The sequence below is a fragment of the Endozoicomonas sp. G2_1 genome, from assembly GCF_017744155.1.
Lineage (GTDB): Bacteria > Pseudomonadota > Gammaproteobacteria > Enterobacterales > Alteromonadaceae > JAGHQT01.
Genome location: NZ_JAGHQT010000005.1, coordinates 161,438 through 176,512, shown reverse-complemented (window position 1 = coordinate 176,512; position 15,075 = coordinate 161,438). Strand labels below are relative to the sequence as shown.

The window sequence follows — 15,075 nt, the reverse complement described above, 5'->3', positions numbered from 1 at the left end:
AAACAAGCAAGTCTACACAATGTTATTATTAGTATTCTGGTCGTGGTGATTGGCAAATCATCGCGAGGGTGTTTATTGCAATAACCGAAATAGCATGAAACAAACCCTCGCTCTGAAAAGACCGGGGGTTTTTGTTTAATTACTGGGTCAGTATCTGAGCGAGCAGATATATTGACAGTTGGTCGTTAACAGTGCCCGACAACCATTGTCAGGTCATGTTACCCAAAGGTGCAATTTGCTATAGTGGTTATTTTCAAAGCAAGGTATTTCTTGGTTTGCAAAACAACAAGCAAGCTCAATAAATACCGCGGTCACAGCAATATAAGGTTAGGAAGTAAATTATGGCTAAAGTAAATGCCGAACTCATTTGGTTTAACGGTGAATTAATGCCATGGCAAAATGCCACTGTGCATGTCATGAGTCACGCCTTACATTACGGCTCTTCTGTATTTGAAGGTATTCGCGCCTACGATACACACAAAGGCACCTGTATTTTCCGCCTAGAAGAACACATTCAACGCTTGTTTGATTCTGCGAAAATTTACCGCATGAACATTCCTTACAGCCAAGAAGAAGTGATTCAGGCATGTAAAGACGCTGTTGTTGAAAATAAATTAAAAGCAGCTTATCTGCGTCCATTGGCTTTCTTAGGCGATATTGGTATGGGCTTGCGTCCACCAACAGATGCAAAAGCAGACTTAATGGTTGCCGCGTTTAGTTGGGAAGCTTATTTAGGTGCAGAAGCTGTCGAGCACGGCGTTGACGTTGGTGTTTCAAGCTGGAATCGCCTAGCGCCAAACACTATGCCAACAACGGCTAAAGCTGGTGGTAACTACTTGTCTTCACAACTAATTTCTACTGAAGCTGCCCGTCACGGCTATACCGAGGGTATCGCGTTAGACGTTAACAATATGGTCAGTGAAGGTGCTGGACAAAACTTATTCTTAATCAAGAAAGGCGTTTTACATACACCACCAGCAACCGCATCAATTTTACAAGGTTTAACTCGCGATGCCGTGATTACCCTTGCTAAAGAGCTCGGTTACGAAGTGCGCGAAGAGCCAATTTCAAGAGAAAGCCTATACTTAGCAGATGAGTTCTTTATGTGTGGCACTGCCACTGAAATTGTGCCAGTAAAAACCATCGACGGTATCGAAATTGGCACTGGCTCACGCGGCCCAATCACTAAACAATTACAGGAAACTTTCTTCGGTATTTTCACTGGAAAAACCGAAGACAAATGGGGCTGGTTAGAGCCAGTCGCATAGCAAATAATCTAGCACTCAGGTGCGTTACTCTCGCCCTTGTTGATAACAACAAGGGTCAGCACAACAGTTTACAGTACGCAGGATAACACCATGCCTAAATTACGTTCAGCAACTTCAACCCAAGGCCGCAACATGGCAGGCGCTCGTGCCCTATGGCGCGCCACAGGAATGACCGATGGCGACTTTGGTAAACCAATCGTTGCCGTTGCTAACTCATTCACCCAATTTGTTCCCGGTCACGTTCACCTCAAAGACATGGGACAATTAGTTGCGGGCGCTATTGAAGAAGCTGGCGGTGTTGCCAAAGAGTTTAATACCATTGCCGTTGACGACGGTATTGCTATGGGCCACAGCGGTATGCTTTACAGCTTACCGTCACGCGACTTAATTGCCGATTCAGTAGAATACATGGTTAACGCCCACTGCGCTGACGCTTTAGTTTGTATTTCTAACTGTGACAAAATCACCCCGGGTATGTTAATGGCGGCAATGCGCCTTAATATTCCTGTGATTTTTGTTTCTGGCGGGCCCATGGAAGCGGGTAAAACCAAGCTTTCAGATCAAATCATTAAGCTCGACTTAGTTGATGCCATGATTCAAGGTGCTGATCCAAAAGTCTCAGACGAGCAAGCGGCGCAAGTCGAGCGTTCAGCCTGCCCTACTTGTGGTTCGTGTTCAGGTATGTTTACCGCAAACTCAATGAACTGTTTAACTGAAGCGCTCGGTTTATCGCAACCGGGTAATGGTTCAATGCTAGCGACTCACGCTGACCGCGAGCAATTATTTTTAAGTGCCGGTAAGCGCATTGTTGATTTGTGTAAGCGCTACTATCAAGAAAACGATGAAAGCGTGTTGCCGCGCAATATCGCTAGCAAAGAATCACTGCACAACGCCATGTGTTTAGACATTGCCATGGGTGGCTCAACCAATACTATTTTGCACTTGTTAGCGGCAGCGCAAGAAGCAGAAGTTGATTACACCATGGCCGACATGGACAAGCTTTCTCGCATTGTCCCGCAACTTTGTAAAGTTGCACCATCAACCCCTAAATATCACATGGAAGACGTTCACCGCGCCGGTGGCGTTATCGGTATTTTAGGTGAGTTGGCTCGCGCTGGTTTATTGAATACCGACGTACCAAATGTTCTAGGAACTACATTAGCCGATGTTATCGCCGAGTACGATATCAAGGTTACCGATAACGAAGACGTGAAGAAATTCTACCGCGCTGGCCCTGCAGGTATTCGCACCACTAAAGCATTTAGCCAAGATTGTCGTTGGGATACGCTAGACGACGATCGCGAAAACGGTTGTATTCGCTCAATTGAAAACGCGTTTTCGCTCGAAGGTGGTTTAGCGGTATTGTCGGGTAATCTTGCGGTCGACGGCTGTGTTGTAAAAACCGCGGGTGTTGCTGAAGAAAACTTAACCTTTACTGGCCCTGCTCATGTTTTTGAAAGCCAAGACGATGCTGTTGAAGGTATTTTAAACGGCAGTGTGGTCGCTGGTGAAGTTGTCGTTATCCGCTACGAAGGCCCGAAAGGCGGCCCGGGTATGCAAGAAATGCTGTACCCAACCACTTACTTAAAATCGATGGGCTTAGGCACTAAATGTGCGCTGATCACAGACGGTCGTTTCTCTGGTGGTACTTCTGGCTTATCCATTGGCCACGCATCACCAGAAGCAGCCAGCGGCGGTACTATTGCACTCGTTGAACAAGGCGATATTATCGAGATCGACATTCCAAACCGCAGCATTGAACTTAAAGTTGCTGACGATGTCTTAGCCGCTCGTAAAGCAGCGCAAGACGCCAAAGGCAACAAAGGCTGGCAACCGAAAGATCGCGTACGCCCAATCAGCTATGCTCTGAAAAACTACGCCATGTTAGCCACCAGTGCTGACAAAGGTGCGGTGCGCAATCGCGCCCTACTCGACGGTGAAGAGTAATGTCGCTAGCACAACAATCGATTAGTTCAAAGCAAGTAGATCTCGTCAATGAGCGAGACCTGCTTGGTTTGGCTTACCTGAAACGCATCTTACTGTCACCAGTCTACGACGTAGCCATTGAAAGTGAACTGACCGCGCTGACTAAACTGTCAACTCGCTTGGGCAACCAAGTGTATCTAAAGCGCGAAGACCAACAACCCGTGCACTCGTTCAAGCTTAGAGGTGCCTACAACAAGCTCTCTAACTTAGCTGAAGATCAATGCATTCACGGTGTTGTTGCTGCATCTGCTGGTAATCACGCGCAAGGGTTAGCACTAGCAGCCAGTAAACTTGGCATTAAGGCAACCATAGTGATGCCGATCACCACACCTGATATAAAAGTGGATAACGTCAAGCGTTTAGGTGGTGAAGTCAGGCTGATGGGCAAAAGTTTTAACGAGGCGCAAACCGCCGCTTTTGAAATTGCAGAGCAAGAACAAAAAACCTTTATAGCGCCGTTTGATGACCCCGATGTTATCGCCGGCCAAGGCACAGTAGCGAAAGAGTTGCTGCAACAGCTCAACCACATCGATGCGGTATTTATTCCCTGCGGTGGCGGTGGTTTACTCGCCGGTATGGCGGTTTATTTAAAGCAACTCAAGCCTGAAATCAAGGTTATCGGCGTTGAAGCGGAAGATTCTGCTTGTTTAAAAGCGGCACTTGCAGCCGGTGAACCGGTAGATCTTGAACAAGTCGGTTTATTTGCCGATGGCGTAGCCGTCAAGCGCATTGGCCAACATACCTTCGATGTCATTAAGCACTTTTGTGATGATGTAATTACGGTGAACAGCGACGAAATTTGCGCGGCAATCAAAGATATTTTTGAGCAAACCCGTGTTATTGCGGAGCCAGCCGGTGCATTGTCGTTGGCGGCACTTAACAAGTATTGCCAAACCAGCGCAGGTGACGAATCGCTAGTGGCGATTTTATCAGGTGCAAACATGAACTTTCACAGTTTGCGTTATGTCTCGGAGCGCTGTGAGCTTGGTGAACAAAAAGAAGCGGTGTTCTCAGTAACAATTCCCGAGCAAAAAGGCAGCTTTAAACGCTTTTGCCAGAGCTTGGGCGGCCGTGTCATCACAGAGTTTAACTATCGCTACGCCGGTAGCGATTTAGCCAATATCTTTGTCGGTTTTCGCCTCTCGGGAGAAAGTGATGAGCGCCAGCAATTAATTAATTCGCTAAGTGATTTAGACTATCGCGTCAACGATTTTACCGACAACGAACTGGCAAAACTGCACGTTAGATACATGATTGGTGGTCACAAGCCACAAGTGACTAACGAACGTATTTTTCGCTTTCAGTTTCCCGAGTACCCGGGTGCGCTTGAACAGTTTTTGTTAACCCTTGGCGAACACTGGAATATCACGCTGTTTCACTATCGCAACCACGGAGCAGCATTTGGCCAAGTACTGGCAGGCTTTGAGTTAGGTGAAGACGACGGCGCATTTGCCGAGCACCTCGCTGATCTTGGTTACGAATGGCAAGAAGAAACAGACAACCAAGCTTATCAAGCATTTCTGCGTCATTAGTTTAATCGCTAAAACTCAGTAACCACCAAAAGCATTGACATATTATGTCAATGCTTTTATTTTATGTAGGGGTTAAAAATTAAAAGGAGCGATCAAAATGCTAAAAAACGGATTAGAGACCACGACCATGAACGCTAACAGTATGAAAAAGCCTATCACTGCAGGTGTTGTCGGCATTGCAATACTGAGCGTACTTTGGAGCGTGTTTTATACCATCGACGAGGGCCATGTTGGTATCGTTAAGCGCTTTGGCGAAGCCACAACACAAGTAAATCCCGGTCTTCACTTTAAAGTCCCATTCGCCGATTCAATTGAAGAATTAGAAATCAGAACGCGAAAAAATGCTGAAGCGCTAAAAGCTTCAACCTTTGAACAAATGCCGGTGCAAGCAGAAGTGTCAGTTAACTGGACGGTAATCCGCTCAGAAGCCTTTGAGCTATACAAAAACTACGGCGGCTTAGACCAATTTGAAAACCGCATATTAGACCCGAGATTGCGCTCAGCAGCAAAAGACGCGCTAGCGAGATTTAAAGCCGAACAAATTGTTCAAAATCGCGGCCAAGTCATTCAAAAAATAGAAGAAAAGCTTCTGCAAACAATGAATGAATTTCCGGTCAAACTCGATAGTGTGCAAATTGAAAATTTAGTACTGCCAAAAAAATACTTACAAAGTATTGAAACCAAGCAAACTGAAAAGAACCTGGCCGAGGCCGAAAAGCACAGATTAGAGCGTCAAAAACTGGAAGCTCTGCGTGAAGTAAACACCGCAGAAGCGAAACGCGATGCAGAAAAGGCGCGTGCAGATGGTTCAGCTTATGCCATTACCACTGAAGCAAAAGCGGAAGCAGAAGCGATTCGCCTAAAAGGTTTAGCCGAAGCCGAAGCGATTAAGAAAAAAGCAGAAGCAATCAAAGCCAACAAGGTACTGGTAGAGTACGTTAAAGCCCAGCAATGGGACGGCAAGCTGCCCACTACGGTTATGGGCAGCGGCCAAGATATTCTGTGGAATATGAAAGAGAAGTAAGCTGATTAGCAATGAGCCTGATTGGCTCATTGCTTTGTTTCGAAGCACTTCCAATAGTTTTACGCAGTGTCACACCAAGAGGATTAAACGATGAAAATTTATGGCGACTCAATGTCTGGCAATTGCTATAAAATCCAACTGACCGCAGCGCTAGTTGGCTTAAAGTTAGGTCAAGATTATCAATGGATTGAGCTCGACATCCTCAATGGCGACACCAAAACGCCAGATTTCACCACAAAAAATCCCAACGGCAAAATTCCTTACCTCGAATTTGATAACGGCAACAGCCTTAGTGAGTCCAATGCTATTATCAACTATCTCGCCGCCGACTCTGAGCTCTTGCCGACAGACAAATTTACTTTGGCAAAAGTCCAACAGTGGCAGTTTTTTGAACAATACAGTCATGAGCCTTATATTGCTGTCGCTCGCTTTATCAATAAATACTTAAACCTTCCCGACGATCGTTTAGCTGAATACCAAAGTAAACAAGCTGGTGGTCATCGCGCACTGGCAACCATGGAGCGACAATTAAGCCAAAGCCAATATTTAACCGGAGATCAGCTCACCACTGCTGATATCAGCTTGTATGCCTATAGCCATGTCGCCGATGAGGGTGGCTTTGACTTGAGCAACTACCCCAATATAAATGCTTGGTTAACTAGAATAGCCAATACAAAGCAATACGTTGCCATGAAGCAACGATAACAACACGAAACCAATACACTAAAATGACAAATGTAATCAAAGCCGTTGTCGGCTCTAAAAACCCCATCAAAGTTGCTGCTGCTAAGCAAGCATTAGCCTTAGCATACCCTGACCACACTATTGACTGCGTCGGGATCAGCGCCCCTTCAGGTGTTGCCGAGCAACCTATGACCGAAGCAGAAACCTTACTCGGTGCGGAAAATCGCGTTCAATATTGTCGCTCGCAAACGCAGGCCGACTTTTATATTGCTATTGAAGGCGGCGTTGATAAATTCGCCCACGGTGTTAGCGCTTTTGCTTACATAGTGATTGAGAAAACGGATAATAAAAGCGAGCAGCTTGAACAAGGTATTGATACCCCAGATTGCCATCAATTGTCTAGTACTACGACTAAAAGCATTGGCCGCAGCGCAGATTTACCGCTGCCTTTGCCTGTTTACGATGCACTAGTGGCTGGAGAAGAGCTTGGCGATGTCATGGATAGACTATTCAACACCAAAAACATCAAACAACAAGGTGGCGCAATGGGGTTATTAACCAATAACTTAGCGACCCGCGGTGATACTTACCAACAAGCCGTTATTCTGGCGCTGGCACCTTTTATTAAACCTTTATTGTTCAATCAATAAGGCTTCGACGTCAGCCACCCAATTGAATATGACCAGCTAAAAATAAACGCTAGCGTTAGCGCTCCAACGACTAACGCTAATGTTTAGCCACCGAAAAATACAATCCACTCAGCGCATTTCTCTCGCTTAACATTTTCTTTGCGTTATCCTTATCACTCCTTTGTCCAGAGTAGATAACAATGAAAAAAACAATCATTTACTTGGTCTTACTGTTAATACCAAGTTTAGTATCCGCCCAAAACACCATGGAACACGGCCGTCATCTCGCCATTGACGAAACCACGGTTACTAAACACAGTACCCGTATTAATGGTAAAAAAGTTAGCTACTCGGCAACGACAGGCACGCAACCCGTGTGGAATCAAGACGGCGAACCAACTGCGAGCTTATTCTATACTTACTATCAACGCACAGATGTTAAAGACAATAGCGCTAGACCGCTAATTATCTCGTTTAACGGCGGGCCTGGCTCAGCATCAGTATGGATGCACGTGGCGTACACTGGCCCTAAAGTACTCAATGTTGACGACGAGGGTTACCCACTACAACCCTATGGCGTTAAAACAAACCCTCATTCAATTTTAGACATTGCCGACATCGTCTTTGTCAATCCAGTCAACACCGGCTATTCACGGGTATTGCCCAGCAAAGACGGTAAAATGCCAAGCAAAGAAAAACAAAAGAAAATGTTCTTCGGTGTTAATGCCGATATCAAATATTTAGCTGAATGGGTTAACACTTTTGTCAGCCGCAATAACCGCTGGCGTTCACCTAAGTATTTAATTGGCGAAAGCTACGGAACCACACGAGTTTCAGGTTTAGCACTGGCGCTGCAAAACCAACAATGGATGTATTTGAACGGCGTCATTTTAGTCTCACCTACTGATATCGGTATCGATAGAAAAGGCTCAGTCAAGGCCGCGAATCGCTTGCCGTATTTTACGGCCGCCGCATGGTATCACAAGGCACTGCCAGAGCCGCTACAAAGCAAAGACTTACTCGATATATTGCCAAAGGCTGAACAATTTACCATTGAACAGTACTTGCCTGCTCTGGCCAAAGGTGGCTTTATTGATGCCGCCGAAAAACAAAACATAGCGAAGCAAGTCGCTTATTTTTCAGGGTTATCTGAACAACAAGTGTTAGACAATAACCTCGACATTGACACCCAATACTTTTGGAAAACACTACTCAAACCGCGCAAGCAAACCATAGGTAGACTCGACTCTCGTTACTTAGGTATCGACAAAAAAGTTGCAGGTAGTCGCGTTGATTACTACGCCGAACTAACTTCGTGGTTACACAGCTTTACACCAGCAATAAACTATTATTTGCGCGAAGAGTTAAACTACAAAACCGATATTAAATACAATATGTTTGGCAATGTTCACCCTTGGGATCGCAGCAATAACAATAGCGGTGAGCACCTGCGTCAAGCTATGGCACAAAATCCTTTCTTAAACGTGATGGTGCAGTCAGGTTATTACGATGGCGCGACCAACTACTTTGACGCCAAGTACACCATGTGGCAACTCGACCCAAGTGGCTTAATGCGAGATAGATTATCGTTTAAAGGTTATCGCAGTGGTCACATGATGTATTTGAGAAAAGAAGACCTCAAGCAAGCCAACGACGATATTCGCCAATTTATTCAGGCAAGCTTGCCTGACAAAAACACAGCGGCAAAATATTAGCCCTGAGTAAAAGCCTCGAAGTACTTAACGTACTTTGAGGCAAACTATTGTCCTACCATTAAACATTTCAAACTCTGCCGGTTCACCTTTCCCAGCTTACTACGAAGTTTTTTTGCTACTCAGTGTATTTGTATATCTACAAATTACCTTTAACATTTGTTGAATTATGGTCGATAACTAAATTTGTCGTTATTGTTAAAAAATCAAAATATAATAAAGTTATAATGAACACCAGCCAAGTCACTTAAAACTAGGAACAACACTGATGAATGAGTTTTTTTTGTCTCAGTACAAAGATCCAAACCAGCTATATACAGCTAAACTCAGCTTGGTATTTAGCCTTATATTATTCGCTTCTAGCTTTGTTTACGCCTCGTTTTTTTATAGTTTGGAAGCCGATAATAGTGCCTTTGCTATTGTTTTAGTTGCAATACAAGTTGCAATTTCACTGCCTTTTTTAAAGCTCGGCTTACTGAAACTGGCAGCGAGTAATATCGTTTTTGGTACTTTTTGGTTAACTCTCGCACTAATGTATCTCAACGGAGGCACCAGTTCAGGCACCAACGGATGGTTAGTGATTGTACCTGTTGTTGCGACCATCCTTGTCGGCTACAAGCAGGGTATTTTTTGGTTAATCGCAATGGCAATCTCAACGGCTGTTATTTATTTTATCCAAAGTGCTGGAGGCTTACCTACAGCAGAATTAGTGATTGGCGACAACAGCGGGCCTACTGCCATGAGTTTGATCGGCGCAATAATCGTTAACGGCTTATTGATAGCGGTGATGGAACAACACCGAGTTAAAAGTAACGACCAAACTGCGCAGGCAATACTGGCGACTGAACAGGCGAAAAATGAATCGGAGCGCCAAGGCCAACAAATGCTCGAACTAATAGAAAACGCAGACAATAACACTGTGACACTCGCAGCAGCTACCGAGCAACTATCAGTAACGACACAAACTATCTTAGAGAATATTTCTTCGCTTAATGAGCGGGCTCAATCACAAGAACAATCATCAGGCACGGTTAAAGATGCATTTGAAGAAATTTCCGACAATATAAAACATTGCGCACAAGAATCTAATGCCGTAAACCAAAAACTAGACGACGCCAAGCGCAACGCTGAAAGTGGCCAAAAAGCAGTTGAATTAACCATACAGTCGATGGGCAAGATCAAACAAAACAACGAAGAGATCAACCGCGCTGCAACAATGATTTCTGGTATCGCCGAACAAACCAATTTATTGGCCTTAAACGCCGCGATAGAAGCCGCTCGAGCAGGTGAACAGGGACGAGGTTTTGCCGTTGTTGCCGATGAAGTGCGTTCACTTGCAACTCAAAGTAATACCACTGCAGCCGAAATACAGCAGAGTTTAATTTCAGCGACAGAGAGTATTAACGAAGGTGAAAAAGTCGTGTCGAATGCAGGTCAACAGCTACTCGATATTTTAGATGCGGTTAATGAAGCCTTTAGCGGCTTTATCCAAGTTCAAGATTCAATGGCAAATAGTGAGCAAGGTATCAATACAACCATGGGCTCAGTTCAACAAATGGCAACCACAGCGACCAACAATCAGCTTACCGCGCTTGAGGTAAAAGAAGGTGCCAACCATATTGCACAAACCATCGATAGCCTTCACCAAATGGCGGCTAATTTGCAGCAACTCGTTCAAAAAGGTAGAACGATTTAATTCTTCCAGTAAAGAATCCACCTTCTAAAGAAGGTGGCTTTGCGTAAGCCCCCTAAACAAGGGGGCTGGGTTATCCTAGTAAATGTAATTGACGTTTCTCTTCTTGTTTCTCCATCTTGTCTTGATGCCATACATAACGCCTGATGATTTCTTCGTTAATACCTACAGAGTCAACGAAATAGCCTCGTTGCCAAAAACGACCACCCCATGCTTTATTCTTACGTAAGTGCGGATATTTATTGAATAGCTTTAAGGCTAACCTTCCCTTTAAACATCCCATCAATTGAGAAATTGATAACTTCGGTGGGACTTTAACGACTATATGTACATGGTCTATTTGTACATTTAACTCCATCACTTTTACACCAAGCTTATCGCAATAAATATGAATAAATCGGTAAACATCCTTACCAATATTATTCTTCAATATTCTAAACCGATACTTCGGTGTCCAAACTATATGATATTGACACCGCCAAAATACGTGCGATGCTTGCTCATATCTACTCATGTTAGTCTCCTATTTGACTTCGCTAAAAATCAAACGGGGATGTAACATGAGTAGATATTTCAGGCATAGCCTTTTTAACAATGACCACCTACTAAAGTAGGTGGTTTAGCTGTCAAGAAAATAAAAAAGGCTTCATAAAAAATTATGAAGCCTTTAGTTATGTTTTTGCCTTTTACAATTGAGACTTATTGAGTCTTAAACTGCTCTACTAACCCCTTAATTTGGCCAGTTAATTGAGTAGTATAGGCACTGCTTGATGCAGTTTCTTGTGAACCTCTAGCTGTATGCTCTACTTGTTGGTTGATATCGTCGACATGGCGACGGATTTCACCAATCGTCGCATTTTGTTCTTCAGTAGCAGCGGCAATTTGCTGGCTGATGTCACTAATAGCGGCAACTGCCGTCGTGATTTTAGCCAGAGCATCCCCAGCTTGGCGGCTATTGTCGACACAAGCAATTGTTCTTTGCTTGCTGTATCCCATAACGTCAACGGCATCTTTAGCACCACATTGAAGTTTTTCAATCATTTGCTGAATTTCCGCAGTTGAGTCTTGCGTGCGTTGAGCTAAGGTTCTAACTTCATCGGCAACGACAGCAAAACCTCGTCCTTGCTCACCCGCTCTTGCCGCTTCGATTGCAGCATTCAATGCCAATAAGTTCGTTTGGTCGGCGATGCCGCGAATTACATCTAATACTGAGCCAATTTCATCTGTGTCACGTGCTAGTTTATTAATAACCGTTGAGGCATTGTCGATATCGCCTTCAAGCAAGCCAATGTTTTCATTCACTTCAGCGACTACGGTTAAGCCTTCATTTGCCGCTTGGTCAGAGACACTTGCTTGCTCAACACCATTACTGGCATTGCGGGCAACCTCTTCAACAGCGGGCAAAATTTGCTCTAGTGAAATTAAGACTTGCTCGATACCACTTTTTTGTTGGCTTAATGCATGTTCAGTAGAGCTAGCGGTTGAGCTCAATTGATGTGATGAACTCGATATCTCGTCAATTGATTGTCTCAACTCAATCACAACATCTTGGATATGTTTAGAAAACGAATTAAAACCACGAGCCAAAGCGGATAATTCATTGTTGCCTTGTTCATTTAAGCGCTTAGTTAAATCACCCTCACCTTCGCCAATATTGAGCATGGCATTTACTGCTTGCTGCAGCGGTTTAAACAAGCTTTGCATAATAAAGAAAGCCAAAACAGAAAGCAGAATTGCAACCATGATTTGGCACACTAAGCTAACGGTTAACCAAAGCTTTGCTTGTTGGCGAGAGTCAGATAAGTCTTGAGCTGTACGAGAGTCTAAGGTTTGAAAAAACTGATTGACCGGCGTCATGATGTTAACCACTTCATTGTGATATTGCTGGTCAAAGACAATTCGCAAGGCAAAATCTTGCACGCTTTCACCCGGCAATGCTTGATGTGGGCCAGCGACAACAACACCTTGTTGAATCGATTTCATCGCCTGATCTTCGGTCGCGATAAGAGCATTGGAGTTTTTGCTAGCTTCACTCAATAGTTCAAATTCGCTCGCTGAGAAATTAAGTTCGCGCATAATGTCGCTCTGCTTTTTTCTCGCTCCCGGGTAAAGCGCTGGATCAACATTATTCGGTCGCGCAGCATCGCCATTTCGCCAGTTAACAATATGCCAATAAGCGTCCCAATACTGTTGTTCCCCAGTTGCAACGTACGTACGGCACAAACGGGTCAAGTCCATTGAGCTTTGCCTAAACTCATCAGCAAGCAAGTAAGATAGGTAACGAGTATTGCCTTTGTCAGTTTGCTGTTCGTTACTATAACTAGCAACGTTCTGCGCCGCGATGGCACCAAAAAGTAATAAAACAATCAGCAATAAAACGGCAAACAGCCGAGCTTTTATAGTCATATACCAACTCCTTTTAATTAAACTTTACCAACTATAACAGTTTTTTAGTTGTGTTAATTCTTCAACGTAAACTTCGCGACAATATCCTTTAAACCACTTGAGAATGACGCTAGCTCCTGAGATACCTCTAGACCTTGTTGAGCACTTTCGGACGTTTGTTTATTTACATCTGCAATTTTAATCAAGTTCTCATTAGCTTCACTGACTGCTGAAGACTGCTCGGTAGCAGATCTCGATATATCGCCGATGATGTCTGACACTTGTTCTACTGCGTCGACAATTTCAGTTAAGCTCTGTGCTGAAGTTAAAGTAATATTGGTCCCCACTTGAGTTTTGTCAACAACAACCTTCACCAGTTCAGCGGTTTCTGTAGCGGCTTGCGTACTTTGTGAGGCAAGAGTTCTTACTTCGTCAGCAACAACAGCAAAGCCTCGACCAGCATCACCAGCTCTAGCAGCCTCAATAGCAGCATTAAGTGCTAGTAAGTTGGTTTGATCGGCAATGTTTTCAATCGCAACTAAAATAGAGGAAATATTGTCAGTTGCCGCCTTAATATCTTCCATTGCAGCAACAGCTTCCTCTACTTGGCTTTTGCCCATGACTGCTGATTTTGCAGCAGATGCACCTAGTCGGTCTGCAGATACCGTTTTCTCTGCAGTATTGTCGGTAACACGCCCTACTTCTAGTAATGATGTCGAAATAGACTCTAACGCTTGTTGTGCGTATTCAGAACTGTTAGAAATATTATCGCTAGAGTGCAAAATTTTATCACTCTGTACAACTAAGTTATTGGTATAACCAGAAATATCATGAACAATATTAGTCAAATCACTATTGGTTTTAATCAATGCATGACTAATCACATCGTTAGTATCCTTTGGCGTAATGGGCTGGCTCAAGTCCCCTTCCGCAATATTTTGTAGCCCTTTAACGAGATCATATTCCAAATAATTGGCTAGATTATCTAGAGAGTTTGCCATTTGGCCAATTTCATCTTTGCGAGACAACTGCGTGCGCTTGTCAATATGTCCTAAAGCAAGTTCATTTAGGAAACCTGTCATTTTTTTAACTGGAGAAGTAATTGAACTACTAATATAGACAGCAGTGACAATCACAAGTGCAACGACAACAGTTAAGATAACGAAAATGATATATTTCATTGTGTCGATTGCTGAAAAGGCTTCATTTTCATTAATTTCAGAAATCAGAGCCCAAGTATGATTACCAAATTGAATAGAAGTATAAGCCGTCAGTACATCCGTATTTAAATAACTATTAATGATTTTTGTTCCGGACTGACCTAATAAAGCTTGATCGACTGCTTGGCTGTGAACCTTACCTAAAGTAGAAGCAGAAAAGGAATTTGCGACAGAGAATTTATCTGGTGCCAAGTACGAATCAGACCGCATTAATTGATCAGGGCCAACCAAATAGCTTTCACCTGTTTGTCCCATGCCAGAGCGCTGGCCGGTAATACCATTGATTATTTTTTGTGAGATTTGCAAAACGACAACAGCTACAACATCTCGTTTTAAGTTGAAAACCGGCGCACCAATAAAAGCTACTACTTGGTTATTTTGTGCGGCATAAGGTGCATAGTCTTGATAAAAAATTGTCTTATCTCGAGTAACATTACGCCAAACACTAACAAGCGGACTATTAGTGTTAGATTGCAACTTTAAGCTAGTGCCAAAGTCGTCATTTTTTTCTGCGCTATATACGACATGACCGCTATCAGCTGCTACGAGTAAGACATTTGCATAGCCTTTATGGGTAACTAAATTTTTTAGACTCCCACCCTTGGTTGCGAGTATCTCTTGATATTCATAGGTGTCGGTATTGAAGGCTTCAGAACCTTTGATCTCTTCGTGTTTTTTATAAACTTTGGCCGTTTTATATAAGTCCTGCACGTCTTTACTGTCAGCAAGCAAAACAATATCTTTACGAGCACTATCAAAATAACCATCAATTCTGGTTTTCATCACATCTCTAGTGCTGGTCAGTTTTGCAAAGACATACTCTTCTAAAGACTTACTCGAAATATAAAATGCACCTGAACCAACAACTAAAGCAGGGATAACACCAATAAAAATAAGCGTCATCATTAATCGAAATTTTAATGTCGATGTCATTATCTAAAC

At 43.6% G+C, this 15,075-nt stretch carries 11 protein-coding genes; 8 read left to right on the top strand and 3 right to left on the bottom strand.

Features of this window, described 5'->3' with window-relative positions; translation table 11 throughout:
- Positions 1–341: 341 nt before the first annotated feature.
- From J7384_RS08690 to J7384_RS08655, 8 genes are all read left to right on the top strand, one after another.
- Positions 342–1,268 carry a branched-chain amino acid transaminase gene (locus J7384_RS08690; protein ID WP_209113090.1) on the top strand — a complete coding sequence of 309 codons (927 nt, stop codon included), beginning with the start codon at positions 342–344 and terminating at the stop codon, positions 1,266–1,268.
- 90 nt (positions 1,269–1,358) lie between these two features.
- Positions 1,359–3,215, top strand: a complete 1,857-nt coding sequence (gene ilvD, locus J7384_RS08685; protein WP_209113088.1) for a dihydroxy-acid dehydratase — start codon at positions 1,359–1,361, stop codon at positions 3,213–3,215.
- Positions 3,215–4,786, top strand: coding sequence for a threonine ammonia-lyase, biosynthetic (ilvA, locus tag J7384_RS08680; RefSeq protein WP_209113086.1), 1,572 nt, complete (start codon positions 3,215–3,217; stop codon positions 4,784–4,786). Before ilvD ends, ilvA begins: the two co-directional genes overlap by 1 nt.
- Positions 4,787–4,883: 97 nt before the next feature.
- The gene (locus J7384_RS08675) at positions 4,884–5,810 is read left to right on the top strand and encodes an SPFH domain-containing protein (protein ID WP_209113084.1); all 927 of its coding nucleotides are present in this window, start codon (positions 4,884–4,886) and stop codon (positions 5,808–5,810) included.
- 90 nt (positions 5,811–5,900) lie between these two features.
- Complete coding sequence (locus tag J7384_RS08670) at positions 5,901–6,515, top strand: glutathione S-transferase family protein (protein WP_209113082.1); 615 nt, start codon at positions 5,901–5,903, stop codon at positions 6,513–6,515.
- 23 nt (positions 6,516–6,538) lie between these two features.
- Positions 6,539–7,144 carry a DUF84 family protein gene (locus tag J7384_RS08665; RefSeq protein ID WP_209113080.1) on the top strand — a complete coding sequence of 202 codons (606 nt, stop codon included), beginning with the start codon at positions 6,539–6,541 and terminating at the stop codon, positions 7,142–7,144.
- Between the two features lie 179 nt (positions 7,145–7,323).
- The gene (locus J7384_RS08660; protein WP_209113078.1) at positions 7,324–8,838 is read left to right on the top strand and encodes a hypothetical protein; all 1,515 of its coding nucleotides are present in this window, start codon (positions 7,324–7,326) and stop codon (positions 8,836–8,838) included.
- Positions 8,839–9,103: 265 nt separating this feature from the next.
- Entirely contained in the window at positions 9,104–10,531 is a 1,428-nt protein-coding gene (locus tag J7384_RS08655; protein WP_209113076.1) for a methyl-accepting chemotaxis protein, read from the top strand.
- Positions 10,532–10,601: 70 nt separating this feature from the next.
- On the opposite strand, the gene tnpA is transcribed toward J7384_RS08655, so the two are convergent.
- The 3 genes from tnpA to J7384_RS08640 form a co-directional block, all read right to left on the bottom strand.
- Positions 10,602–11,042, bottom strand: a complete 441-nt coding sequence (tnpA, locus tag J7384_RS08650) for an IS200/IS605 family transposase (protein WP_209113074.1) — start codon at positions 11,040–11,042, stop codon at positions 10,602–10,604.
- A gap of 185 nt (positions 11,043–11,227) precedes the next feature.
- Entirely contained in the window at positions 11,228–12,934 is a 1,707-nt protein-coding gene (locus tag J7384_RS08645; protein ID WP_209113072.1) for a HAMP domain-containing methyl-accepting chemotaxis protein, read from the bottom strand.
- Positions 12,935–12,987: 53 nt separating this feature from the next.
- Positions 12,988–15,066 (bottom strand): methyl-accepting chemotaxis protein, encoded by a 2,079-nt coding sequence (locus tag J7384_RS08640; protein WP_209113070.1) that lies wholly within the window; start codon positions 15,064–15,066, stop codon positions 12,988–12,990.
- Positions 15,067–15,075: the final 9 nt, after the last annotated feature.